The organism is Ferruginibacter albus (assembly GCF_020042285.1).
GTDB lineage: Bacteria > Bacteroidota > Bacteroidia > Chitinophagales > Chitinophagaceae > Ferruginibacter > Ferruginibacter albus.
In genome coordinates, this window is the sequence record NZ_CP083388.1 from 3294793 (window position 1) to 3321428 (window position 26636).

Annotated in this window: 20 protein-coding genes; 13 read left to right on the forward strand and 7 right to left on the reverse strand. The window is 37.3% G+C overall.

What is annotated here, in order from left to right; genetic code table 11:
* Positions 1–23 precede the first annotated feature (23 nt).
* Together fabF and K9M53_RS14095 are read right to left on the reverse strand one after the other, a co-directional pair.
* The gene (gene fabF / locus K9M53_RS14090; RefSeq protein ID WP_224016036.1) at positions 24–1277 is read right to left on the reverse strand and encodes a beta-ketoacyl-ACP synthase II; all 1254 of its coding nucleotides are present in this window, start codon (positions 1275–1277) and stop codon (positions 24–26) included.
* A 32-nt stretch (positions 1278–1309) separates the two neighbouring features.
* Positions 1310–1546, reverse strand: coding sequence for an acyl carrier protein (locus K9M53_RS14095; protein WP_147189896.1), 237 nt, complete (start codon positions 1544–1546; stop codon positions 1310–1312).
* Positions 1547–1758: 212 nt separating this feature from the next.
* Between K9M53_RS14095 and K9M53_RS14100 the strand changes: the two genes are divergently transcribed.
* From K9M53_RS14100 to K9M53_RS14110, 3 genes are all read left to right on the forward strand, one after another.
* Entirely contained in the window at positions 1759–2190 is a 432-nt protein-coding gene (locus tag K9M53_RS14100) for a GNAT family N-acetyltransferase (RefSeq protein ID WP_224016039.1), read from the forward strand.
* Between the two features lie 290 nt (positions 2191–2480).
* Positions 2481–2639, forward strand: a complete 159-nt coding sequence (locus K9M53_RS14105; protein ID WP_224016040.1) for a hypothetical protein — start codon at positions 2481–2483, stop codon at positions 2637–2639.
* Between the two features lie 111 nt (positions 2640–2750).
* The gene (locus tag K9M53_RS14110) at positions 2751–6446 is read left to right on the forward strand and encodes a TraB/GumN family protein (protein ID WP_224016043.1); all 3696 of its coding nucleotides are present in this window, start codon (positions 2751–2753) and stop codon (positions 6444–6446) included.
* Between the two features lie 10 nt (positions 6447–6456).
* On the opposite strand, the gene K9M53_RS14115 is transcribed toward K9M53_RS14110, so the two are convergent.
* Positions 6457–8076 (reverse strand): ABC transporter ATP-binding protein, encoded by a 1620-nt coding sequence (locus K9M53_RS14115; protein WP_224016044.1) that lies wholly within the window; start codon positions 8074–8076, stop codon positions 6457–6459.
* A 108-nt stretch (positions 8077–8184) separates the two neighbouring features.
* On the opposite strand from K9M53_RS14115, the gene mnmA reads away from it, so the two are divergent.
* From mnmA to K9M53_RS14130, 3 genes are all read left to right on the forward strand, one after another.
* Entirely contained in the window at positions 8185–9294 is a 1110-nt protein-coding gene (gene mnmA / locus K9M53_RS14120) for a tRNA 2-thiouridine(34) synthase MnmA (protein ID WP_224016047.1), read from the forward strand.
* Positions 9295–9328: 34 nt separating this feature from the next.
* Positions 9329–10084 (forward strand): hypothetical protein, encoded by a 756-nt coding sequence (locus tag K9M53_RS14125; RefSeq protein ID WP_224016048.1) that lies wholly within the window; start codon positions 9329–9331, stop codon positions 10082–10084.
* Positions 10085–10149: 65 nt separating this feature from the next.
* Positions 10150–12027 carry a S8/S53 family peptidase gene (locus tag K9M53_RS14130; protein WP_224016050.1) on the forward strand — a complete coding sequence of 626 codons (1878 nt, stop codon included), beginning with the start codon at positions 10150–10152 and terminating at the stop codon, positions 12025–12027.
* A gap of 3 nt (positions 12028–12030) precedes the next feature.
* Here K9M53_RS14130 and K9M53_RS14135 read toward each other — a convergent pair whose 3' ends face one another.
* Positions 12031–13227, reverse strand: a complete 1197-nt coding sequence (locus tag K9M53_RS14135) for an RsmB/NOP family class I SAM-dependent RNA methyltransferase (RefSeq protein ID WP_224016051.1) — start codon at positions 13225–13227, stop codon at positions 12031–12033.
* Between the two features lie 63 nt (positions 13228–13290).
* Positions 13291–14502 (reverse strand): 2-oxoglutarate dehydrogenase complex dihydrolipoyllysine-residue succinyltransferase, encoded by a 1212-nt coding sequence (gene odhB / locus K9M53_RS14140; RefSeq protein WP_224016054.1) that lies wholly within the window; start codon positions 14500–14502, stop codon positions 13291–13293.
* A 322-nt stretch (positions 14503–14824) separates the two neighbouring features.
* Here odhB and K9M53_RS14145 point away from each other — a divergent pair, with 322 nt between their 5' ends.
* A complete protein-coding gene (locus K9M53_RS14145) occupies positions 14825–16420 on the forward strand; it encodes a hypothetical protein (protein ID WP_224016058.1) in 1596 nt (531 codons plus the stop codon).
* A 29-nt stretch (positions 16421–16449) separates the two neighbouring features.
* Positions 16450–17616, forward strand: a complete 1167-nt coding sequence (locus K9M53_RS14150; protein WP_224016061.1) for a T9SS type A sorting domain-containing protein — start codon at positions 16450–16452, stop codon at positions 17614–17616.
* Between the two features lie 68 nt (positions 17617–17684).
* Here K9M53_RS14150 and K9M53_RS14155 read toward each other — a convergent pair whose 3' ends face one another.
* Positions 17685–20438 (reverse strand): 2-oxoglutarate dehydrogenase E1 component, encoded by a 2754-nt coding sequence (locus K9M53_RS14155; RefSeq protein ID WP_224016064.1) that lies wholly within the window; start codon positions 20436–20438, stop codon positions 17685–17687.
* A gap of 184 nt (positions 20439–20622) precedes the next feature.
* On the opposite strand from K9M53_RS14155, the gene rpsT reads away from it, so the two are divergent.
* The 3 genes from rpsT (at position 20623) to K9M53_RS14170 (ending at position 23401) form a co-directional block, all read left to right on the forward strand.
* The gene (gene rpsT / locus K9M53_RS14160) at positions 20623–20880 is read left to right on the forward strand and encodes a 30S ribosomal protein S20 (protein WP_224016067.1); all 258 of its coding nucleotides are present in this window, start codon (positions 20623–20625) and stop codon (positions 20878–20880) included.
* 205 nt (positions 20881–21085) lie between these two features.
* The gene (aspS, locus tag K9M53_RS14165) at positions 21086–22912 is read left to right on the forward strand and encodes an aspartate--tRNA ligase (RefSeq protein WP_224016070.1); all 1827 of its coding nucleotides are present in this window, start codon (positions 21086–21088) and stop codon (positions 22910–22912) included.
* Between the two features lie 3 nt (positions 22913–22915).
* Positions 22916–23401 (forward strand): GNAT family N-acetyltransferase, encoded by a 486-nt coding sequence (locus tag K9M53_RS14170; protein WP_224016073.1) that lies wholly within the window; start codon positions 22916–22918, stop codon positions 23399–23401.
* Here the strand turns inward: K9M53_RS14170 and K9M53_RS14175 are convergent.
* Positions 23388–23864 (reverse strand): hypothetical protein, encoded by a 477-nt coding sequence (locus K9M53_RS14175; RefSeq protein WP_224016076.1) that lies wholly within the window; start codon positions 23862–23864, stop codon positions 23388–23390. The genes K9M53_RS14170 and K9M53_RS14175 overlap by 14 nt on opposite strands.
* 73 nt (positions 23865–23937) lie before the next feature.
* Here K9M53_RS14175 and K9M53_RS14180 point away from each other — a divergent pair, with 73 nt between their 5' ends.
* Both K9M53_RS14180 and K9M53_RS14185 read left to right on the forward strand, forming a co-directional pair.
* Entirely contained in the window at positions 23938–25194 is a 1257-nt protein-coding gene (locus tag K9M53_RS14180; RefSeq protein ID WP_224016079.1) for a replication-associated recombination protein A, read from the forward strand.
* Between the two features lie 96 nt (positions 25195–25290).
* Complete coding sequence (locus K9M53_RS14185; protein WP_224016082.1) at positions 25291–26559, forward strand: hypothetical protein; 1269 nt, start codon at positions 25291–25293, stop codon at positions 26557–26559.
* Positions 26560–26636: the final 77 nt, after the last annotated feature.

Below are 26636 nucleotides of genomic sequence, written 5' to 3' on the forward strand. Positions count from 1 at the left end.
AATAAGTGTTTGTTACAAAAAATCTAACCAACAAACTTTTTAACGATCACTGACGCATTATGACCACCAAATCCAAATGTGTTGCTAAGTGCAGCGTCTACGGTGCGGTGTTGTGCTTTATTAAAAGTAAAGTTGAGTTTTGGATCTAACTCAGGATCGTCAGTGAAATGATTAATAGTAGGAGGAACAACATTTTTAGTAACTGCCATGATACAAGCCAATGCTTCCAACGCACCGGCAGAGCCAAGGCAATGTCCCGTCATACTTTTGGTAGAGCTGATATTTAAGTTATAAGCGTGATCACCAAAAACATTTAAAATAGCTTTTGTTTCGGCAATATCCCCTAATGGAGTAGAGGTTCCATGTACGTTGATGTAGTGAATATCCTGCGGTTGCAAGCCTGCATCTTTCAATGCAGCTATCATTACATTTCTAGCGCCCAACCCTTCCGGATGAGGGGCTGTGATATGATGTGCATCAGCAGTAGCGCCGCCGCCGGCTATCTCACAATAAATTTTAGCACCTCTTGCCAACGCATGGTCCAGGCTTTCCAATATCAATGTACCGGCACCTTCACCCATAACAAACCCATCGCGGTCTTTATCAAAAGGACGACTGGCGGTTGCCGGAGAATCATTTCTTTCGCTCATTGCTTTCATAGCATTAAAACCACCAACACCTGCAGCGCTGATAACTGCTTCGCTGCCACCGGTAACAATTACATCTGCCTTGCCCAAACGAATGGTATCAAAAGCATCAACAATTGCATTGGTAGAAGATGCGCAAGCACTCACCACAGCATAGTTAGGACCTCTAAAGCCATGACGCATGGATATTTGCCCTGCGGCAATATCCAATATCATTTTTGGAATAAAGAAAGGATTGAAACGTGGCGTACCATCGCCGGTTGCATAATTGGTAACTTCTTCCTGGAAAGTAATTAAACCACCTATGCCACTTGCAAAAATAACCCCCACTCTATCTACATCTACATTGTCTTTATTAATGCCGGCATCTTTTACAGCCTCATCACTTGCAATTAATGCAAATTGTGTAAAGCGATCTATTTTACGGGCTTCTTTTTTATCCAAGTATTGCGTAGGATCAAAATCTTTAACCTCGCAGGCAAACCTTGTTTTGAATTTGGATGCATCGAATTGTTTAATAAAATCACAGCCACTTACTCCGTCTGTAAGACCTTGCCAGTAACTGGCTACATCTTTACCTAACGGGGTAATGGCACCCAATCCGGTAACAACTACTCTTTTTAATTCCATAAAAGTTTGCCTGCAGCGATTAAAACAGATAATTACTTGGCGTGTTCTTCCAGGTAAGTAACAGCCTGACCAACGGTAGTGATGGTTTCAGCCTGTTCATCAGGAATGGAAATATTGAATTCTTTTTCAAATTCCATAATTAATTCAACGGTGTCTAAGCTATCTGCGCCTAAATCGTTTGTGAAAGAAGCTTCAGTGGTAACTTCCGCTTCGTCAACTCCTAGTTTGTCAACAATTATTTTTTTTACTCTTGTTGCAATGTCTGACATAGTAGTATTTGTTTAGTTAATCAGGTGCAAAAATAGACTTTTTGGAATAATTACAAAGAAATAATAAACAACCACTTTTCTTTTAAAAACCGTCATACTCATATAATTCTTTACTACCATTTAAAATTGCGTAAAACTTTAATTCGGGAAAATTGTATATATTGTAGCGAACTCCTGAACTTATAGAAAAAGAAATTCTTAAAACGATTGTTATGGCTTTAAAACAAATAGACTACGGCACTAAGGAATACAAGCAAATGGTGGATCTCCGGTTTGATATTTTACGCAAACCATTAGGGCTTTCTTTTTCTGACGAACAACTGGTAAAAGAAAAGGATGATATTTTAATTGCCGCCTTTGATGATGAAGATATGGTTGGCTGCTGCATTCTTTCTCCCACCGGAAATGGCGCCTTGCGTTTACGACAGATGGCGGTACAAAAAAAATTACAGGGAAAAGGCATTGGTGAATCAATATTATCCTTTGCCGAAACCTTAGCACGTGACAAAGGATATAAAACCATAATGATGCATGCCCGCAATACCGCTATTGGCTTTTATGAACGCTTTGGCTATAAAGTAAATGGCGATCAGTTCATAGAAGTAAATACGCCGCATCATATCATGGAAAAAAGATTGGTGTAAAAATCATTACAACGATAATCTTTTCAATAAAAAAAGATAGAGGCTAATCCTTCTATCTTTTTTTATGCTTATTATTATAAGAGCTTCACTTAATAATTGGAGAGGTCGTCCTATGAAATTGAGAGGCACCGCCTATGGAATACATAGCTTGTCCTATGATCTTCATAGGTACTACCTATTAAAATCATAGGTATCGCCTAATAAATGGAGAGGTCTGCCTATTAAAATCATAGGAGGACCTATTAAAATGATAGGTACTACCTACTAATTTAATAGGATCACCTACTAAAATGGTAGGACGACCTACTAAATCACTAGGTCGTCCTAGTCATTTAGTAAGTAGAGCTATTGAAATTATAGGTCAACCTACTAAAGTAGTAAGTGTGGTTACTGAATTACCAGGCTTACCTACTAATTTAGTAGGTCGACTTACTGCAAGACCAGGTTGAGCTACTGACTTTGTAGGTCTTAGTGAGAACGCCGCTAATATTCTCTTAAATTTCTATTGAACCTGTATATATTATTTTGTATTCTCCTAATTGCTACGCAACTTTATTAATATGAAGAAAACTCTACTAAAAGTAATACTGTTAATTATTACTATCGTTACCTGTACCACCGGTTTTGGGCAAAAAAAATCTCCATCAAAATATTCCAGTCTTTTTTGGGAAATAACCGGCAATGGCTTAAAAAAACCATCCTACCTGTTTGGCACCATGCATGTTAGCAGCAAAATGGTTTTTCACTTAAGCGATTCGTTTTACACTGCTATAAAAAATGTAGATGCAGTGGCGCTGGAGCTAAATCCGCAACTGTGGCAATCGCAAATGGTAGAGATGGATAAAATGAAAGAAAACTACACCCGCTTTACACAAAAACAAGGCAATGATTATTTAAATGAAAGCTCTTTCCGGATCACTAAGTACGAAGATGAATTGAAAGCTGCTTTAAGCACCGAGCCGCCTGTTGTAAATAGTTTATTATATCGTACTTATCAAAGCCAGGAAGATTTTGAAGAAGATACTTTTCTTGATCTATACATCTATCAAACCGGAAGAAAACTAGGTAAAAGAGCTGCCGGCGTTGAAAATTATTACGAAACCGAAAAACTGATAATGGATGCATATGTTGATATGCACAATGAGAAAAAGAAAAAGACCATTGATACCGACGGAGCTTCTATGATGGAAATACAAGACAAAATACAGGAAGCCTATCGCCATGGCGACCTGGACCTTATGGATTCACTGGATAATATGATCGAAGTGTCCGACGCCTTCAATGAAAAATTTTTATATAAACGGAATGAGATACAGGCAAACTCCATTGATACTATTTTAAAGAAAAGCTCGCTGTTTGTAGGCGTGGGCGCCGCCCATTTACCCGGCAGTCGCGGCGTTATAGAACTATTGCGTGCAAAAGGCTATAAGCTTCGTCCTATTAAAATGATCGATAAAGAAGCCATGCAAAAAGATGCTATTGATAAAATAAAAGTGCCGGTTGTATTTAATACAGTGAAAGCAGATGACGGCTTTTACAGTGTAGATGTTCCCGGGTCTTTGGCAAAAACATCCGATGATCATTTTATGAACCGGAAACAATTTGCCGATATGAATAACGGCAGCTATTACATGGTTACAAGAGTAAAAACCTATGCTGCTTTTAACGGGCAGTCGGAAAAAGACATCTTGAAAAAAGTTGACAGCCTGCTGTATGAAAATATTCCCGGCAAAATTCTTTCTAAAAAAATAATTACTAAGAACGGCTATAGTGGTTATGATATTACCAATAAAACAAGACGGGGGAATGTTCAACGCTACAATATTTTCGTAACTCCTTACGAAGTAATTATTTTTAAAATGAGCGGCAACGAGGATTATGTGAAGGGCACAGAAGCAGAACGTTATTTCAACTCCATACAATTAAAAGAAGCAACAACCGTCACCACTGCTTTTTCTCCAAAGCAGGGAGGTTTTTCTATACAATTCCCACAAACTCCTTTAGAAAGCTTTAATACCAATACTACTGATGAAATTAACCGCTGGGAGTATGAAGCCGTTAATAAAACTACCGGTGATGGTTACCTTGTCTTTAAAAAAAATGTAAATAATTTTTCTTTCCTGGATGAGGATACGTTTGACCTGAAGTTGATGGAAGAGTCTTTTCGTTCCTCCGACATTTTTGAAAGACAATTGCAACGCAAGCTTTCTTCGTTTAACGGTTACCCTTGCCTGGATGTACAGGAGCTTTTAAAAGATAGCTCTGTTATAACTGCACGTTTCATTATTAAAGGCCCTGCTTATTATGCTATTGCAGCAAGAAGTGCTGATAGAAGCAAAGACTTCAGTGATTTTATACGCTCTTTCAAATTTGTTTCCAATCAATATGCTCAAAACAAAAACTATATTGATACTTTTTTAAATTATTCAGTAACAACTCCTGTAATTCCGCAAATAGATGAAAGCCTGCGTTCATCATTGGAAAAAATGAATGATAATTTAACAGGTGGTTATTACGGCTACAGTTCGAGCTATTATCAATATTGGCCTGATTATAAGTATGCCTGGTTTTGCGCCGATTCGACCGGGACTGCCATTTCCGTTTCCTTTTATCAATATCCCAAATATTATTCTATAGATACAGCCAATTCCTTTTATGCCCGAAAATTTGGAGAATATAAGGAGGAGAACAGCATGCTTGTTTCTCAAAAAGATTCTTTCACATTAGCAAACGGAACTTTTTGTGCACAGTATACATTAACCGATACCGGCTCTTCAAGAACGATGCGAAAAATTGATTTCTTAAAAGATGACCGTTATTTTGAATTGACAACAATTGGCGATACGCTTAGTAAGTTTGATGCATTTACAGATTCGTTCTTACATTCATTTTCACCCGATTTAAAAAAGCCGGGGCGTAATATTTTTGTCAGCGCTACAGATAGCTTTTTAACCGACCTGTTCAGCATCGATAGCGCTACCCGTTCCAAAGCACAAAAATCTCTTAGCAGTATTGATTTTGAAGAAAAAGATGCCGGTAAATTGTACAATGCTATTTATAAGCTAAAAGCAACAGATAAAGATTACATCGATACTAAAACAAATTTAATTACGGCATTAGGTAATATCAAAGACACTACCAAGCCTGTTATTGTTGACCAGCTTAAAAAAATATACGAGCAGGTTGGCGATACAAGTTTATTTCAAAATGCAGTGATCAGCTCATTGGCATCGCACAAAACAAAAGAAGCTACTTTATTATTTAAGCAATTGGTATTACAGGATCCGCCTGTTTTTGATAATAATTACGATTATTCCGGTTTGTTCAGAGGCTTGAACGACACATTGGCTTTGGGTGCTAAATTATTTCCTGAGATATTACAGCTGACTTCTTTGGATGATTATAAAGAACCGATAACTTCTTTATTGGTAACGTTGGTGGATAGTGGCTTTATTAAAGCCAATCAATACGAAAGCTATTTCAGCAAATTTTACTTTGATGCTAAAATTGAATTAAAGAAACAGCAAACAAAAGAACAATTAGCATCGTCTAAAAAAACAGACGAAGATGATAATGACAATAGTGTCTACAGGGACTATGGCTATGATGAGCACAAAGATGAGCTATACAATTATGCCGTTTTATTAATGCCTTTTTACGATAAGAACCCCAACATTCCTAAGTATTTTACTAAACTGTTGCAATCTTCTAACCAGGGGTTACTACTGAATACGGCGGTTTTACTTTTAAGAAATAACAAAACAGTAGCAGACAGTCTTTTGTTGTCATTAGCTTCTGATGACCAATATCGTAGCGAGCTATACAGGAACCTGAAAGAAATAAAACAATTAAAGAGATTTCCTGAAAAATACAAAACACAGGAAGATATAGCCCGTAGTGTTTTATTGGAAGGAAATAATTATTCAAAAATAGATTCTATTGTTTTCCTCACTAAACAACATGTTTATTACAAAGAAAAAGGCATTGTGTATTTCTTTAAATATCGCATTAAAAAAGAAGATGACTGGAAGATCGGCATCAGCGGCTTACAACCTGAAAAAGAAGATTCAGTAAGCACAGACGGGCGTTTAACATCCATGACCGATAAAAAATACAAAGAAGATGATCCCCGGGATGAACAATTGCAAAAGCAATTAAAGAAGCTGTTGTTTGGTGCACATCCAAGCGCCCGCAATTTTTTCTATGGAGATGATACGGATTACCTGTATAAAAGAATGTCGGAATATGGTAATTAATTACTGTAAATTAAACACCGATTCCTTTAGGCATGGAAGCTAATAATTTTTTGGTGTATGGATGTTGCGGAGAAAAATAAACATCATCTGCCGTTCCTTGTTCTATGATCTTTCCTTTCTGCATAACAAGGATCCTGTCGCTGATATAATGTACAATAGAAAGGTCGTGCGAAATAAAAATAGAAGTGAATGCAAATTCTTTCTTCAGTTCATTTAACAATGCTAATACCTGTGCCTGAATAGTAACATCCAAAGCACTTACGCTTTCATCAAAGATCAAAAAAGAAGGGCTTAATGCTAATGCCCGTGCAATACAAATGCGTTGTCGTTGACCTCCGCTGAACTGGTGCGGATATTTATCGTATACTGATGCATCCAGGTTCACTTTGTTCAATAATGTTATTACTTTTTCTTTTCGTTGTATATCTGAATTCAACATGCCATGCACTTTCATCGGTTCGGCAATAGCGTCTCCGATCTTGATCCTTGGATTTAAAGACCCATATGGATCCTGGAAAACGATCTGTATATTTTTTCTTAATGGCTGCAATTGCTGTTTGGTTAACGCTGTCAAATTAGTTCCGTTCAAGATCACTTTGCCTGCTGTTTGTTTGATCAATTGCAAAATGGTTCTTCCCAAAGTTGTTTTACCGCATCCGCTTTCTCCCACCAATCCTATTGTTTCTCCTTTGTACACTTCAAAGCTTACATCATCTACTACTTTAACATACCTATCAGCACCAAACAGTTTTTTCTTTTTTAAAAAACAAACCTGCAGATTTTCTATTTTTAAAACAGGTGACAATGAAATTCCTGCTGCTGTATATCCTTTGCCTTTTAGTTTACTACCTAATAATTTTTTTGTGTATGCATGCTTTGGTTCTTGCAGAATCTGTTTTGCATTTCCCTGTTCAACGATCTCTCCTTTATACATAACTAAAATGGTACTGCCTATTTCTGCTGCCAATGCAAGATCATGTGTTATAAAAATTATCGACATTTTTGTTTGCTGCTGTAATTCTTTCAGCAGATCGATGATTGTTCTTTGTACAGTAACATCCAATGCAGTAGTAGGCTCATCCGCAATTAATAAAGCAGGGTCGCAACTCATTGCCATGGCGATCATTACCCGTTGCTTTTGTCCGCCGCTTAGTTGATGTGGATAACGATCGAAGATAATAGCAGGTTCAGGCAATTTTACTTTTTCAAAAAGTTCGATTGTTCTTTTTTTAGCCTCACTCTGTGAAAGTTTTTTATGTAGCAGGATCGTTTCCATTACCTGCCAACCACAAGTCAAAACAGGGTTTAATGATGTCATTGGCTCCTGGAATATCATCGCTATATCTTTTCCTCTAACAGCATTTATTTCTTTTTCAGAAAGTGATAACAGATCGACAGTCGGTGCATTCTCTTTATTAAATAAAATTTTGCCGCTTGTGTTTGCTTGCTTTGGCAATAGCTGCATAATGGCTAAAGATGTAATGGATTTTCCCGAACCGGACTCTCCGACAATAACCGTGATCTCACCTGCATTGATCTCAAAAGAACTGCTTTTTACTGCGGCAACAGATTTGTTATCAGTTGTAAATCCAACAGAAAGATCTTGTATTTGAAGTAAAGGCTGGTTCATCTATATTAAAATTAAGGAAATAGGGATAGACTCTTAATTCAATTATCTCTGATCGCTGCAAAACAATACCAACCCAAACTGTGTTATCTTTGCACGGAGAAAAAAGACATGAGCAGAAAAGGTAAAGTATTGATGGCAATGAGTGGCGGTATTGATAGTACCGTGGCAGCGTTAATGCTTCATAATGAAGGTTATGAAGTGGTAGGTATTACTATGAAAACCTGGGATTACGCCAGTAGTGGCGGCAACGGTAAAAAAGAAACCGGTTGTTGTAACATTGACTCATTTAATGATGCAAGGGCTGCTGCGGTTGAACATGGTTTTCCGCATTATATATTGGATATAAGAGATGAATTTGGTGATTTTGTGATCGACAATTTTGTAGAAGAATATTTAGCAGGCAGAACTCCTAATCCCTGCGTAATGTGTAACACGCATATTAAATGGCGGGCACTATTAAAACGTGCCGATGCTATGGATTGTGAGTTTATTGCTACCGGCCATTACGCACAAATCCATCAACATACCAACGGAAGATATTTTTTACGTAAAGGCATAGATGACACAAAAGACCAAAGCTATGTACTCTGGGGACTACAACAGGATCTGTTAAGCAGAACATTGTTGCCTTTGGGGACTTATCATAAAACAGCCATCCGCCAGATGGCGCATGATTTCGGCTATCCTGAATTAGCTAAGAAAAATGAGAGCTATGAAATATGCTTTGTTCCCGACAATGATTATCGTGGTTTCTTAAAAAGAAGAGTAGATCATTTAGAAGAAAAAGTGACTGGTGGAAACTTTGTAGATACCGCTGGCAATATCCTGGGCACACATAAAGGTTATCCTTTTTACACGGTGGGGCAACGCAAGGGATTGGATATTGCGTTGGGTAAACCAGCATTTGTTACCGCCATTGACCCGGATACAAATACAGTTGTTTTAGGCGATGAAGAAGATCTGAAGAAAAATGAAATGTCAGTTGGAAAAATCAACTGGATAAAATACGATGGCGTACCAGATGGTTTTGAAGCAGTAACCAAAATACGCTATAAAGATAAAGGTGCTCTAAGTGCTTTGCATACATACCAAAACAATGCAAATGTGCGTTTTTATGAGGATGTAAAAGGAATTGCACCCGGCCAAAGTGCTGTATTTTATGAAGGAGATGATGTTGTTGGCGGAGGAATTATTCAGCGTAGCAAGCAGCCTTTTTAGCAGAAATTGTCTCTGATTATGTAACTTTCCAAATATGAAAAAATTATTTTTTCTTTCTGTTATTACTATTGCCATTCTTAGCGCTTGTAATAAAACAGATGATTTCTCTCCTGTATCATTAGGCGATTATAACCTGCAAACACCCGGTAAGTATATTATTTACCAGCTCGATTCTATTTCATATGCCAATAACGGCATTCCTCAAACAATAAGTTATTTCGCAAAAGATGTAGTGGATTCGGTGCCTATTACAGATACGCTTGGTCGTACGGGTTATCGCATTTATCATTACATCAAAAAAAATGAATCCGACGAATGGCAACCTGATAATACTTTCTTTACTATTCCTACCAAAAGTAATATTGAGTTCATTGCCGATAATCTTCGTTATATAAAATTGGCTGCGCCGATGACTGAAGGCTTTTCGTGGAAAGGGAATGCATATATCGATACTAAAACACAAACACAAACTGTTACTACTCCTGGGGTAGCTGACTGGGATCTAAGCTATATGGACGACTGGGATTACATGTATTCAAACGTAAATCAACCGGCTACTGTTGGCAATCTCAGTTTTGACAGTACCGTAACTGTAAATGAAAGAGATGAAGTTTCCGGCGATACAACTGATGTTAGTTATTACAGCGAGGTAACACACAGTGTAGAACAATATGCAAAAGGAGTAGGTTTGGTGTACCGTAATTTTGTACATCGCATATGGCAGCCTGGATTAGGTGCTTATGAATCTACCTCGTACGGCATTACACTTACCATCATCGATCATAACTAAGCCGTAGTTCTTTTATGAAGAAATGCCTGCTTTTTATTATTATTTTGCTTGCGGGCAAAAATAGTATGGCTCAATTCTCCCGTTATGTTATTCAGTTAAAAGATAAAGCAGGAACACCTTTTACCCTTAATGATCCATCACAATTTCTTACACAACGTGCTATTGACAGAAGATCACAGCACAACATTATTATTGACAGTGTGGATCTTCCTGTAACACCGGCATATCTCGACAGTATTCGTCTATCCGGAAACGTTACTATCGTAAACATAAGCAAATGGTTAAATACCGTGTGTATTCAAACAACAGATGCGAACGCATTGGCTAAAATAAACACCTTCACTTTTGTTGTCAGTTCTAATACAATTGCTATGCGACCTGCTGCAGTTGTTACACCTGAAGTAAATCGTCCAACCTCTCCTGAAGGTATTACAGGAGATAGTAGTTATTATGGTGCAGCTTTTGGCCAGATCCATTTACACAATGGGGAGTTTCTGCATAACCACGGTTTTAAAGGTAATGGCATGATCATTACTATGACAGATGATGGATTTTATAACTTTAATACTTTACCGAGCTTTGACAGTGCTCGTTATAATAACCAGATACTGGGGACATGGGATTTCGTAAGCCGTGATACATTGGTGAGTGATGATGATGCACATGGCATGCAATGCTTTAGCACGATTGCCTCCAATATGCCCGGCACTTTTGTTGGAACTGCCCCCGGTTCCAATTATTATTTATATAAAACAGAAGATCTGAATAGTGAATATCCTGTTGAGTTATACAATTGGATCAATGCTGCAGAAAAAGCAGATAGCTTGGGTGCAGATGTAATTTCAGTGTCACTCGGATATAATACGTTTGATAATAACCTTGGCTCTTATACATATGCCGACTTAGATGGAAAATCTACTATTATTGACAAAGGAATTAATATAGCCGCCCGTAAAGGAATTTTAGTGGTAGCTGCTGCAGGCAATTCCGGCGGCGATGCATGGCATTATATTGATACGCCAGGCGATGCGGACAGTGCTCTTTCTGTTGGTGCTGTTGATATTAACCGGCAACCTGCTTATTTTTCCGGGTATGGTCCTAACAGTGCCGGGCAAACGAAACCAGATGTGGCTGCCGTTGGTGTAAATGCTATAGTTGAAAGTCCTTATACAGGACAGCCCTCTTATGATGGCGGAACTTCTTTCTCCTGTCCTATTATAGCAGGCTTGTCAACTTGTTTGTGGCAGGCTTTTCCTGAAATAAGCAATATGCAAATTATTGATGCTTTGCATAAAGCATCCGATCGCTATACCGATCCTGACAACAGAACAGGGTATGGCATTCCTGATTTTAAAAAAGCGTTTGTACAATTAATTCAACAACTGCACACGCAACAAATAGTAGCTGATAACAACAGGCCATCCATTAACTGGATGGTCAAAAGTGCTGCAGACATGAATGTTATTGTTGAACGAAAACTTTCTTCAGATGCGAATTATATTGCAATAGGCACTTTAAATAAAGCCACATCTTTTACAGTTAATGATTTTTCTTTTACGGATGATCTAAGCGGGCTTCCTTCCCAAAGCATTTCTTACAGGGTCAAAATGACTATTGCTGCTGACACAAGCTTTTATCTTGATTCGACTGTTGTAACGCACCTGGATACATCTGCAGTAGTTTATACAGATAGTATTTCCATTTATCCAAATCCAGCTGTAAATGATCTGAAAGTTTTTATCTCACAAAAAAATGCATCTAACATACAGATTACAGTATGCAATTCGGCAGGACAATTAATATACACGTATAATGAAAATCAGCCGAAGGGCAGTAAAATATATACTATCCCTTTCCAGAAACTAAATTCAGGCGTTTATTTTGTAACACTATATGCAGACAATAAAAAGAAAATTACCAAGCAGGTAATACACCTGCTGTAATAGCTATCGTTTGCGGAAAATCGCTACAAACATAGTATCTGCTTTATGAGCATATCCTTGTAGCAATTCCTGTTGAACCAATTCCAGTTGAAATTTATCTTTGATAAAAGCCACCACTTCTTCATTTTCTTCTTTAAATACAGAGCAGGTTATGTAAACAAGAGCGCTATCTTTTTGAAGATAGGGTATAACGTTAGTAACAATTTGCTTTTGCTTGAGGCTGTATGCACTAATTTTCTCTTTTGTAAAAAAAACCAGTTGTTCCGGCGTTCTGCTCCATGTACCGCTACCCGTACAAGGCACATCGCAAATAACAATGGCCGGCTTTAAATTATCCTGTTGATCGACCGGTAACGTTTCTGTAAATTTTGGAGACGCCAGATCTCCAATAAAGTATTTATATGATTTAATGCCTGCCTTTGCAAAACGATGATGAAGATTTAAAATAATACTTGGCCGAATATCTGATATGGTCAGGTCTATGCGCTGATTAAAAATATCATATAATAAAATAGATTTTCCGCCGCTTGCCGCACAACAATCCCAGGCAGGGATGGCAGGCGTTTTATGAGTAGCATGTTGCGGCTTGAAAAAATTCAATACTCTTTGTGAATTAAGGTCCTGTATAACTACTTCTTTATCTAAAGTAAAGTAATCTTCTATTTTTGTTGAATTAGGCAAAGCCACACAATCATCATCCAATAATCTATACGGCAGTTTCGATTTTTCTAATTTGCTTAATACACCTAACCTAACTTTAGGACGTATACGAATAAACAGGTCGGGTTGTATTAAAAATGACGTAGAAAATGCATCCATATTGATGCCCGCGCTTAGTTCCTTTTTAAACAAAAAAATAGTATCGATGGAAAACGCTGTCTTTACCAGCGCTAATTTCTTCTTTAACACATTTTCAATTTGGTCGTTCCATTCAGGTTTTACTGTTTCCAAAAATTCAGAAGGCTCGTTTTCACACAAAAAAGTTCCCAGTATTATTTTATCGGAAACAGACAAGCTTTCAGCAGCCTTTCCAATTCTAAAATAATAATAACATAGTGCAGCTATTTGTCTTCTATCTCTTGCACCATATTTTTTATTTTCCGAAAAATAATTTTTCAAAAAAACGGCTAAAGGAGTTTCTCCTTTATAAGATTCAATAATTCGTACAGCACTATATAGGTATGAACGGAAGCGACTCATATAACAAAAATAAAAAGCCACAAGATCATTTCTTGTGGCAATAGGTTTGATGTGTATAACAATTTATAACTCTAATAAACTTTTAACCGGATCTTTTCCAAATAAAAGCAGGGAAGGGTTTTCCAGTAATTCTTTTACTCTCACTAAAAAGCTTACCGATTCTCTTCCGTCAATAATACGATGGTCATAGCTTAAAGCCAGGTACATCATTGGTTTTATCACTACCTGCCCGTTGACAGCAATTGGTCTTTCTTCTATTTTATGCATTCCCAAAATAGCAGATTGCGGTATATTGATAATAGGTGTACTTAACAAAGAACCGAACACACCACCGTTAGTGATGGTAAATGTACCCCCGCTCATTTCTTCAATAGTAAGTTTATTGTCTCTTGCCTTGGTTGCCAGCTCTACTACTTTCTTTTCAATTTCGGACATGCTCAGGCTTTCCGCATTACGTATAACGGGAACGACTAAGCCCTTTGGCGCACTAACGGCAATGGACACATCGCAATATTCATGGTAAACAATATTATCCCCATCGATCATCGCATTTACAGCCGGCCATTCCTGTAACGCAAAGCAGCAGGCTTTGGTAAAGAAACTCATAAAGCCGAGATTCACTCCGTGTGCTTCTTTAAATTTATCTTTATTCTTAGCTCTTATTTCCATTACGGCGCTCATATCCACTTCATTAAAAGTGGTGAGCATAGCTGTAGTATTTTTAGCTTCCACCAATCGGCGACTAACCGTTTTGCGGAGGTTGCTCATTTTTTCAGGACGATCTGCTCTTCCGAATAAAGCAACTCCCGGTTTTCTACCCGGATTGCTCAATGCATCCAATACATCCTGTTTAAATATTTTACCGTTACTACCTGTTGGAGTAACTGTTTTAGGATCCACTTTTTTATCGGCAATTATTGCAGCTGCAACAGGTGTTGCCTTTACATCTTGCGAGGTTTGAGGTTTTTCAGCGGCAGGTTTTGTTTCTTTTGGAGCTTCCTTTTTTTCTTCCGGGGTAGCTGCTGTTGCAGGTTTTGGAGCATCGGTATCAATAATTGCAGCAATATCCCCAATTTTTAAAGTATCCCCCTCAGCAGCCTTGGTTTCCAATACGCCCGCATTTTCGGCATTAATTTCAAAAGTTGCTTTTTCACTCTCTAATTCGGCAATTACTTCATCTCTTTCCACCCAATCTCCGCTTTTTTTAACCCATTTAGATAAGGTAACTTCCGTAATGCTTTCTCCAACTGTAGGAATTTTTATTTCAACTGACATTGTAATACTTTAAAAATCGATGTAAATTTCGGGGAAATTAGCTGATAATTTGCAGAAATGGCTAATTTATTGAGAACAAATCGTTAAGGCAGCTAATTTGCTATAATTGGAATCAATATTTTCTGATATTTGCAGACACGATATTTTTTTATCCCGGCATCCTATTAAATACCTTAAAAGTCAACATAAATACCTTTATCTTTAATTTTGAATATATATTTAATATATCCCAATATATTTTCTGCCATATCCAAAAAAAACCTATTTTTATTGTTGCTTAGTGTACTTAATACATATTAATTTAAAAAACTGCTTTGACATTATGAAAGAAAAAAAATTCCCCAAAGCGCTTTTCGCAGTCGCTGCATTATTTTTTTGCAATGAAAGCAAGGCCCAGTTAAGCATTAATGGCGCAACGCTTTATATACAGGCAGGTGCTACTGTCAGTGTTCAGGGAAACGTTACGAGTAATACCGACATCCAGGGTGACGGTAAGTTATTATTAAACGGAACTGCGAACCAAACTGTTGACCTAAAAGGAACCGCCGTTAATAATCTTGAAATAAATAATGCTACCAATGCTACTCTTGCCAGCGATATTAAAGTGGCAAAGTCATTAACTTTTACCAATGGTAAAATAACATTGGGCAATTACAACCTTACTTTAGCTGATGTAGCTACTACCAGCGGACAAGGTGCGAGCAAGTTTTTAGAAACGAACGGAACAGGACAGGTTGTTCAGCAATTAACTTCTATCGTAACAAAAAAAGAAGTTCCTGTTGGTTCTGGTACTATTTACCGCCCTGCATTTGTTACAACCAGTGCAGTAAATACAAATGCAAGCGTTGGCATACGTAACCTTGCTACTCTGGATCCTAACAGTCCTCCGCATATTTCTGATTATGTAACTGCTTATTGGCCTGTTACTAAAACCAATGTAACCGGCACTTTAACCGTTACAGGGCAATATGATGCAAGCGATGTTACAGGCACTTTAGGTAATTTAAAAGGTTACTATTATAATGGTACTGATTGGAGCTCAGCTACAACTACAATAAATACAGGCACTAAACAAATTACTGCACCTGTTGCAACTGCAAGTGGCGAGATCACCGGAATGGATGGCTTTGTTTTATTAAAAGCAAAAGCGTTCTTGCAGGGAGCTTATAATACAGTTTCAGGTGTAATGACTAATACATTAAGAACACTTCCTTCTTTCCCTTTATCAGATCCTTACAGAACTGCTCCATACAATACAAGCTTTACCCATACAGCCAATACAGGCGTAGAAACAATTTCCTCAACAGTATTGGCAACACAGTCTAATGTAAACGACAATATTGTTGATTGGATATTTCTTGAATTAAGAAATACTGCAACCAGCGGAAATGCTGTTTTGCAAACAAGAAGCGCTTTATTGCAAAGTGATGGCGATATAGTAGATATAGATGGTGTTAGCCCTGTTACATTTAATAATGTACCTGCAGGAAATTATGTTGTTGCCGTTAGACATCGTAATCACTTAGGATTAAGCATAAATCCTGCTACAACTTCAAAGGCATTGTCTGAAACAAAATCAACTGCTACCCCACTTGATTTCAGTTCATCTGCATCAAATTTATTAGGTACAGCCGGAACTAATTATCTTACTGTAAGCGGAGTAGCTATATTATATGCAGGTAATGCAAATGGTAATACAGGTGTAAAATATAGTGGACCAAGTAATGATCCTGCTTATATCTTAAGTACAGTATTGGGCGGAAATGCAAGCTCATCAGTAAGCTCTTATAATGTCGGAGATGTGAATTTGAACGGCTCAGTTAGATATAGTGGTCCTTCTAATGACGCGTCTTACATTTTAAGTACTGTTTTAAGCAGCAACGCAAGCTCCAGCAAAACACAAGTTTTACCTAATTAATTTTAAAAAAACTATTTCAAAAAGTAATCATGAAAAAAATTCTAACATTTATAGCTGTCTCTCTATTTAGTACAATGGTCTTTGCTCAAGGAACAAAAAATATTGTTTTTACAGCAAAAGCTAATGCTGCCAATGGTGTAGATGTATATGCAAAAAATATATCAGGCTCAACTATTTCCGGAATATTAGGAGCTAGCAACCTTACTTTATGTTTGGTATTGCCTTCCTCATTATCTCCGCAACCAACTGTTACAATAAGTTCACCTATCGGCGGCCAAACATTCGATGCACAGTTACACAATACTATTACGATAAATGCTACCGGCTATGATATTTATACTTACAACGGGTTAGGATCAACCGGAACAATAGATTTCCCTAGCAATACAGAAGTATTGCTTGCTACGTTCAATCTAGTAAGGACTAATTCAACAACCACTAACGCAGCATTGGCAATGCTTGCTGCGGGAGGCATTTCCGGCTTCGATTATTGTTACATAGCCCCAGGCGGTACTGATCAAACAGACTATTCTAATCCATTCTATGGAGTATCAATATCAGATCCAAATCTTCACAATTGCGGTGGAGCAAACGATCCAAGCACAAATTGTACTTCTTTATATGGTGTAGCAAACGCTATTGTTCCTGTTAAATTCACTGCTTTTAATGCTGTTAAAAATGCAGATAATGCTAATTTAACCTGGTCTGTAGCCAACGAGTCTGCAAATACCGATCATTATGAAATTGAAAGAAGTACTGATGGTACCAGCTTCTCAAAAATTGCTACTGCAGCTATAAAAGGTGGTTCATCTAATAATAATTACAGCTATACTGATGCAAATATTTCAATCTTACAATCTAACGGAACTATTTATTACAGAATTAAACAAGTTGACAAATCAGGACAGGTAACTTACACTGAAATAAGAACCGTTAAATTAAATGGCTTAGCTATCAGTGTTTTCCCTAACCCGGTTAAGAATGTTCTTACAGTTTCAACGTCATTGACAAAAGCAGGTAATATCATTTTTAGTTTAACAGATGCAACAGGAAAACAATTAAGACAATTACAAACTTCAGGAATAAAAGGAAGTAATACTAACACTTTACAGATGGAAGGCTTAGCAAGCGGAAGCTACTTATTAAAAGTTAGCGCCGGAACAGAGACTTCAATCCTTACAATTTTTAAGAATTAATAAGAAAATAAATTCAATAAAAAATCCCGTCAAATGACGGGATTTTTTATTGCTATAATGTGTTGAATTTATATGCTGAAGGCGGTATCAATTATTTGTGCCTGTTCTTTTGCGTGAATCTTAGAATAGCCGGTTGCGGTAGCTGCGCTTGCAGCACGACTTACAATATAAAAATTAATGTTCTTTAAATTCATACGCAAGAAAGTAGCAGCGCCCATATTCAAAGGCTCTTCCTGTACCCAATGCCAGATAGCTTTGCTGTATTTTTTATACAACTCATCCAATTGATTTTGTGGCAAAGGATAAATTTGTTCCAAACGAACGATCGCTACATCATTTCTATTTTCTTTTTGTTTACGCTCTAACAGATCAAAATAAACTTTACCGCTGCACAACAATACTTTTTTGATTTGTGTTGCATCTGTTACTCCCGTATCATCTATTACTTCTTTAAATCCTCCATTAATAAATTCATCTTTACTGCTGTAGCTTCCCGGGTGGCGTAAGTTTGCTTTTGGAGAAAAATTGATCAATGGCTTTCTGAACTGCCATGCTAATTGTCTACGGAAAGCATGAAAAAGATTTGCAGCAGTTGTAACATTGGTAATCACCATGTTCATTTCTGCACACATTTGTAAAAAGCGTTCCATACGAGCACTACTATGTTCAGGACCTTGTCCTTCATAGCCGTGCGGTAACAACATAACAATGCCGTTCATGCGTTGCCATTTGGTTTCAGCAGCAGCAATAAACTGGTCAATCATCGTTTGAGCGCCGTTGCAGAAATCGCCGAACTGTGCTTCCCAAATAACCAATGCATTGGGATTTGCCATTGCATACCCATATTCAAAACCCAATACGCCGTATTCACTCAATAAAGAATTATAAATACGGAAAGGCGCCTGCATTTCTGTAAAATGATCTAATCTATTATAAGCAGCATTCGTATTTTCATCATAGATCACCGAATGACGATGGCTGAATGTTCCTCTCTTTACATCCTGTCCGCTCATGCGAACATCTTTACCTTCTATTAATAAGCTTCCATAAGCCATCAATTCACCTGTTGCCCAATCTACTTTATGTTCGTCTTGAAACAACTTTATTTTATCCTGTAACAGTTTTTCAACTTTACGCAAAGGCTTGAAATCAGCCGGCCATTTCATCAGCGCATCAAATAACAACGTAAAATCTTTTTCGCTAATGGCTGTTGAAGGTGATGCATTAAAATCATCTGTTGTTGCTCTGCGCAGGCTTTGCCACCACTCTTCCGGTTTTTGATACGTGTATGGTAATGGATTCTGTTTTACTTCGTCTAAGCGTTCCTGTAAGTCTGCCAAAAACTTTTTCTCCATTTCCTTTGCTAATGCCTGTGCATCCGGCTCGCCATTCTGCATTAAGTATTGCGTATAAACTTCACGAGGATTTAAATGCTTATCGATCAAACTATATAATTGAGGTTGCGTGAACTTAGGTTCATCCCCTTCATTATGTCCATGTTTGCGATAGCAAACCATATCAATAAAGATATCGCTGTTAAACTCCTGGCGATATTGGGTAGCCAGTTCAACCGCTTTTACTACTGCTTCCGGATCATCCCCATTAATATGCAATACGGGCGCTTTTACCATTGACGCAATAGAAGTACAATAGTCTGCGCTGCGTGCATCATCAAAGTCTGTTGTAAAACCAATTTGATTATTAATAACAAAATGCAACGTACCGCCGGTGTAGTAACCTTTCAGGTTACTCATCTGCAATACTTCATATACAATCCCCTGTCCTGCAACGGAAGCATCTCCATGAATTAATATCGGCAATATCTTGTCAAAATCACTATTGTATAAAACATCTGCCTTACTACGTGCAAAGCCCACCACCACAGGATCTACCGCCTCCAAATGCGAAGGATTGGGGCAAAGTTTTAAATGAATTTTTTTACCGGTGTCCGTTTCAACTTCACTGCTAAAGCCCATATGATATTTTACGTCGCCACTACCCATTGTTGTATCTGGGGTAGATGTGCCTTCAAATTCACTAAATATTTGCTCGTAAGTTTTACCTAAAATATTCGCCAACACATTCAATCGTCCGCGATGCGCCATACCGATCACTACTTCCTGTACTCCATTTGCCGATGCAGTATTAATGATAGCATCCAATGCAGGAATGGTTGTTTCCCCACCTTCCAGTGAAAATCTTTTTTGACCGACATATTTTGTATGAAGGAATTTTTCAAACATCACCCCTTCATTCAATTTTTGCAGTATTCTTTTTTTCTTGTCCAATGTAACCGGCTCCAGCATTCGCTTTTCAACGGCATCAATGATCCAGTCTCTTTTTCTACGACTATTAACAGCACTAAATTCAACACCTACATGATTGGTGTAACATTTTTGTAAATGCGCTACTATATTCTTTAAAGTAGTTTTCCCAAGTCCAACAAACTTTCCTGTTTCAAACTCTGTATTCAAGTCTGCATCCGTAAAACCGAAATTTTCCAAACCCAGGTTTGCCTGCCTGTCTTTGCGTTCCCGGATAGGATTTGTTTTGGCAATTAAATGTCCTTTTCTTCTGTATGCTAATATTAACTGGTAAACATTAAATTCTTTATCCAAATTAGAAGCAGTTGCCACAGCATGTCCATTAGCACCATTGCCATTTACAGCAGGAACTGCGGCATTGTTAGTAACCGCAAAATCAAACCCTTCAAAAAAGTGGCGTAATTCAATGTCCACACTTTCGGGGTTCTTAACAAAATCCTGGTATAAATTTTCGATGTAAGCAGGGTGAGAGCTCGTAATATATTGGAAGTCCTTCATTTTTTTAAAATATGAGTGCAAATATCGGTCATTTATACGTTGCGATGCAGTAAGAAATTGTGTTGGAAAGCCAATTTTTCCTCAATTTTTCAAAAAAACCCAGCCTAGCTGCTAAAAAAGATTAGTATTAATTGGCAATATTGATTACGAATCCCTATCTTTGCAGCCCTAATTTAAAATTTAGATGGCAAATCACTCAGCTACCAAAAAAGACGTTCGTCAAAGTCGCAAGCGCAATGAGCGTAACCGTTATTACGGAAAAACAACCCGTAATGCTATTCGTGATATCAGAGCGGTTGACGCAAAGAAAGAAGCTTCGGACAAATTACCGGAAGTGGCTTCTATGATCGACAAATTGGCTAAACGTGGTACAATACACAAAAATAAAGCTGCTAACTTGAAAAGCAAATTGGCTAAAAAGGTCAATGCGCTTACAAAATAATTATGCTGCTGTATGATAGTAAGAATAGCCCGTCAGAAGTTCTGACGGGTTTTTTGTTTCTATTTCTTTAATCGCAGCTTATTATCTTTGCACGCTTATTTCATGCAAAGACGCTAAGGAGCAAAGAGACAAAGTTTTCTTAGCGACTTATTTACTTTGCGTTTTGTGTGAAACATTCTATTGAACTATTAAATTAACAATAACAATGTATCGTTCTCATACCTGTGGCGAATTAAGATTAACAGACGTAAAAAAAGAAGTAACGCTTGCCGGATGGGTGCAAACCGTTCGCAAGTTTGGAAGCATCACCTTTATTGATATCCGTGATCGTTATGGCATTACACAATTATTATTTTCAGAAAGCTTAAATGCGCAATTAGATGCCAATCCCTTAGGAAGAGAATTTGTGTTACAGGTAAAAGGAACGGTGAATGAACGCAGCAACAAAAATGCTAACATAGCAACAGGAGAAATTGAAATTACAGTAACTGAATTTTCAATCTTAAATAAATCAGTTGTTCCTCCTTTTACTATTCAGGATGATACGGATGGTGGTGATGATCTAAGAATGAAATATCGCTATCTTGATCTAAGAAGAAATGCAGTTAAGAAAAATTTAGAATTGCGTTACTCTGTAAATCGCAGTGCAAGAAATTATTTGCATGAAAATAGCTTCATGGATATTGAAACTCCTTTCTTAATTAAATCAACTCCTGAAGGTGCAAGAGACTTTGTGGTTCCGTCGAGAATGAACCCGGGACAGTTTTATGCATTGCCTCAATCGCCACAAACCTTTAAGCAATTATTAATGGTAAGCGGTTACGATCGTTACTATCAAATTGTAAAATGTTTTAGAGATGAAGATCTGCGTGCTGACCGTCAGCCTGAGTTTACACAGATAGATTGCGAAATGAGCTTTGTAGAACAGGAAGATATTTTAAACATGTTTGAAGGTTTGATCAAACGGATTTTTAAAGACGTAAAGAATATCGACTACACAGAGAAAGTTGAACGCATGACATGGGAAGATGCTATGTGGAATTATGGTAATGATAAACCTGATATTCGTTTCGATATAAAACTATTGAACCTTAAAAAGCCTTCAACTGTCTTTACTAATAAAACAGACAATGCTTCTTTAATTAATGGCGTAGATTTTAAAGTGTTTGATGAAGCTGAGACAGTCATTGCTATTTCAATTCCAGGTGCAAGTGAATACACACGTAAACAAACCGATGAATTAACAGAGTGGGTTAAACGTCCGCAGATAGGAATGAAAGGTTTGGTGTTTATTAAAGTAAATACTGATGGTACATATAAAAGCAGCGTAGATAAATTCTATAGTGAGGATAAATTGAAAGCGATTGCCACTGCAGCTAATGCAAAGCCAGGTGACCTGATCTTAATTCTTGCAGGTACAGAAGAAAAAACAAGAAAAGCCACCAGCGATCTGCGTATGTACATGGCAGATAAATCAGGCTTACGCAAATCCGATGAATATAAATTATTGTGGGTATTGGATTTTCCTTTGTTTGAATATGCAGAGGAAGATAATCGTTGGGTTGCCCGTCATCATCCGTTTACATCGCCAAAGCCTGACCAGATTGATGTGATGATCAATAACGATCCTGTTATTAAGGATGCTGCAAATTATTTGGCACATCCTTATGCCAATATCAAAGCAAATGCATATGATATGGTGTTGAACGGAAATGAAATCGGCGGTGGCTCTATCCGGATCTTTCAAAAAGAATTGCAGGAAAAAATGTTTGCTGCTTTAGGAATGGATAAAGAAGAACAGCAACATAAATTCGGTTTCTTGTTAGGTGCATTTGAATACGGCGCTCCTCCGCATGGTGGTTTGGCTTTTGGTTTTGATCGTTTGTGTGCTATACTTGGTGGAAGTGAAAGTATCCGCGATTTTATTGCGTTCCCTAAAAATAACAGCGGACGTGATGTGATGCTGGATGCACCATCTACTATTGATGATAAACAGTTTGATGAATTACAGATCAAATTGGATTTGAAATAGGAAATGGCAGATACCACATTTCATACAATTACTTCATTTGATAAAGCATTAATAGAAAAAATTGCAGACTGGTATTTTGAAGAATGGAAAATTCCAAAAGAAAGAACAATCCATCGTCTACAACATCAGTCGGGTGATGATGTTTTGTTCCAATTGGTTTTATTTATTGACAATATTCCTGTTGCAACGGGCGGACTCTATAATAATGTTGGGCTACATCAATCATTTCCTCATTATAAAAAGTTGCAGCCCTGGATAGCATTATTATATACATCCTCCGATCATAGAAATAAAGGTTATGGCAGGCTATTATTACGAGAAATAGAGTCGACTTCCTCAAAAAAAGGATTCGTTGATCTTTATCTTTATACTTTCACCGCTGAAGAATTGTATTTAAAAGAAGGATGGAAAGAGCTAAGCAGGGTGAATTATCATAATAACCAAACTGTTATTATGCAAAAGCAAATAAAAACTCTTAATAGCCTTTAGATAGTTTTGCAAAAAAGTTTATAGCAGCCATGATCTCTTCATCTGCTTTATCTTGTGTTGCTGAAAGAGGAAAGGTTCTTTTGAAAAAACCACTTTCGCCGTCTTTATAATATTCTACTACCAGGATAAAATTATCTGAAACACTACCTGTTATTTCCTTTTGTGTTACATAAGCTGTTTTAAAATGCTGCCAATCTGTAACAAAGTTTTTATAAAAATAAATGCCTGTTTTATTAATGGCGAAAGATGTTTTATTCTGGATCCCTCTTTTTAAAAACCAAATTGCCGGTATTATACAAAACCCAAGTGATTTAATAAAAAGCCTATTGCCGGAATCTATATTGTTATCGTACATCAGTGCACTTATTGCCATCGCTGTAAAAACCGCAGCACAAATAAAATCAATGATCACTGACTCTTTTACAACAAAAGTTGAATCTTCTGTTAAAGGGCTTTCTCCCATTATTGCTGAATTTCTATTAAAATGAAATTAAGCAGAATATTTCAAAAAAGATTCTTCTTAACTTCAATGTCCAATGTCAGCACCATTAGCAGAAAGATTACGTCCATCGTCGTTGAATGAATTGGCAGGTCAGCAACATCTTACCGGTAAGGGAAGTATTTTACGCACTGCCATTGAACATGGCAAAGTTCCCAGCATGATCTTATGGGGACCGCCGGGCACTGGTAAAACCACCATCGCAAATATTATTGCCAACACATTAAAGGTTCCATTTTATACTTTAAGCGCCATTAGCAGTGGCGTAAAAGAAGTACGTGAGGTGATTGATATGGCAAAGAAGCAAGTAGGCGTTATTTTATTTATTGATGAGATCCATCGCTTTAATAAAGGTCAGCAGGATGCGTTGTTGGCTGCTGTTGAAAAAGGGACTATCACCTTGATCGGCGCTACTACAGAGAACCCATCTTTTGAAGTAAACAGCGCTTTGCTAAGTCGTTGCCAGGTGTATGTATTGAGATCATTAGATGAAAATGATTTGATCGCATTATTGAAACATGCTATTAAAGAAGACAAGATCTTACACAAAAAAAATATTGAATTAAAAGAAACGGCAGCATTAATAAATATTTCAGGGGGTGATGCAAGAAAGCTGTTGAATTTATTAGAGCTTGTTACAGAAACATTGGGCGAGAATGCTATCATCACTGATGACAAAGTAATGGAGATAGCGCAGCAGCGTATTGCCATTTACGATAAGAAAGGTGAACAACATTATGATATCATTTCAGCTTTTATAAAATCCATCCGCGGCAGCGACCCTAATGCTGCTGTATATTGGCTGGCAAGGATGATAGAAGGTGGTGAAGATGTAAAGTTTATTGCCCGCAGAATGGTGATATTGGCAAGTGAAGATATAGGTAATGCAAATCCTAATGCATTATTATTGGCCAACGCAACGTTTGATGCAGTTAATAAGATCGGTTATCCTGAATCAAGAATTATTTTATCGCAATGCGCTACTTACTTAGCAGCAAGTGCAAAAAGCAATGCAGCCTATATGGCTATTGGCGAAGCTTTAGCAGCAGTAAGTAAGCATGGCGACCTACCGGTACCATTGGCTATTCGCAATGCGCCTACCAGGTTAATGAAGAATATGGATTATGGAAAGAATTATGAATACTCTCATAATTATGAAAATAATTTTTCTCGGCAGGAATATTTACCGGAAGAATTAAGCGGCACAACATTTTATGACCCCGGTAAAAACGCAAGAGAAGAAGAGTTGCGTAAACATTTAAAATCTCTTTGGAAAGATAAGTATGGTTATTAATTTTTGTTTCACACAAAGAGCGCAAAGAAGACAAAGGCGCAAAGATTGAATTGGTGAAGCTATGTTATATTTGACAGGATTAACCGGAACAAGTACATGAAATATATTTTCCCTTTTATTTTTTCTTTTATTGCTGTTACTACTTATTCGCAAACAGATGTAGCTCCTTATTATAAAGGCGCCATCAAAAAAAACAGGGAAACCACTCAGCGTAACATCATCGGCTACATCAATAGAAATCTTTCTTTGCCAATAGCTGATTCTACCGAAGACAATTGGGAAGGCGGCTTATGGGCAATGGAACTGCTACAATACAAATCGCCCTGGCTATTGAACCGTGTGCATTTTGCTTTTGATACTATACTACAGCATAGCATTCATTTTCAAAAAGCTTTATTAGAATTAGTGTATGCTAATTATCCCAATGATTTTGTGAATGAGGTTAAAAATTTAATAGAACAAACTGCCGACGAAAAAGTATTTGCTTTGTGCGCAGAATATTTACGTCAAAACAATTCATCAGAAGAAACGGATGATTATCTCTGGGATAAGTTCTCTACTGCCAATAATTTATATTCATGGTATAAAAATGAAGACAGTGTTTCTAAGGTGATCTTCATTCAACTATCCAGGCAAAAAAAAATATCTAAAGAAAGAATTTTAGCACCGCTACTGGATAAAAAATACCTTAAAAAGAATGTGGTTGCTTATTCTATTCAACGTAAGAACAGGAATTATCCGGGGATTGTTATTATAAAAAATGGAGATGGAAATTTTGTTACCAATGACGATGGTACAATTTTCAATGTTCCGCAATTGGCGCGGAGTGTAAGCAATCTACCTTTCTATATTACCAATGGCAACACTCCTCAAGGCGTTTTTAGAATGCATGGCTTTGATGTATCCAAAGCGGATTTCATCGGGCCAACAAAAAACATTCAATTGACCATGCCATTTGAAACGAGCCTGAAAAAATTCTTTAATGATTCTACCATTACTGATTCCGCCTGGACAGAAGATTGGTATAAAAAAATATTACCCGGCGGATTAAAAGAATATCAATCGTTATATCAAACTTATTATGCCGGTGCTGTCGGTCGAACAGAAATTATTGCACACGGCACTACCATCAATCCTGAATATTATAAAGAAAAAACATTTTACCCGTTAACGCCAACTCAAGGCTGTCTTTGCACAAAAGAAATATGGAGCGATGCAGATGGACACCGACAGGAAAGTGACCAGCAAAAATTAGCAGATGCCATCAAAAGAGCCGGGGGTGCAGAAGGATATTATATTGTTATTGAGATAGATGATCAGCAAAAGCCGGTTCAACTCGAGGAGGTTTTGCAATACATAAAATAGTGAATGTGAGATGCAGAATGTATTACATCTTAATATACTGTTAACTATTTCACGATTGACGTTTCATGTCTCACACA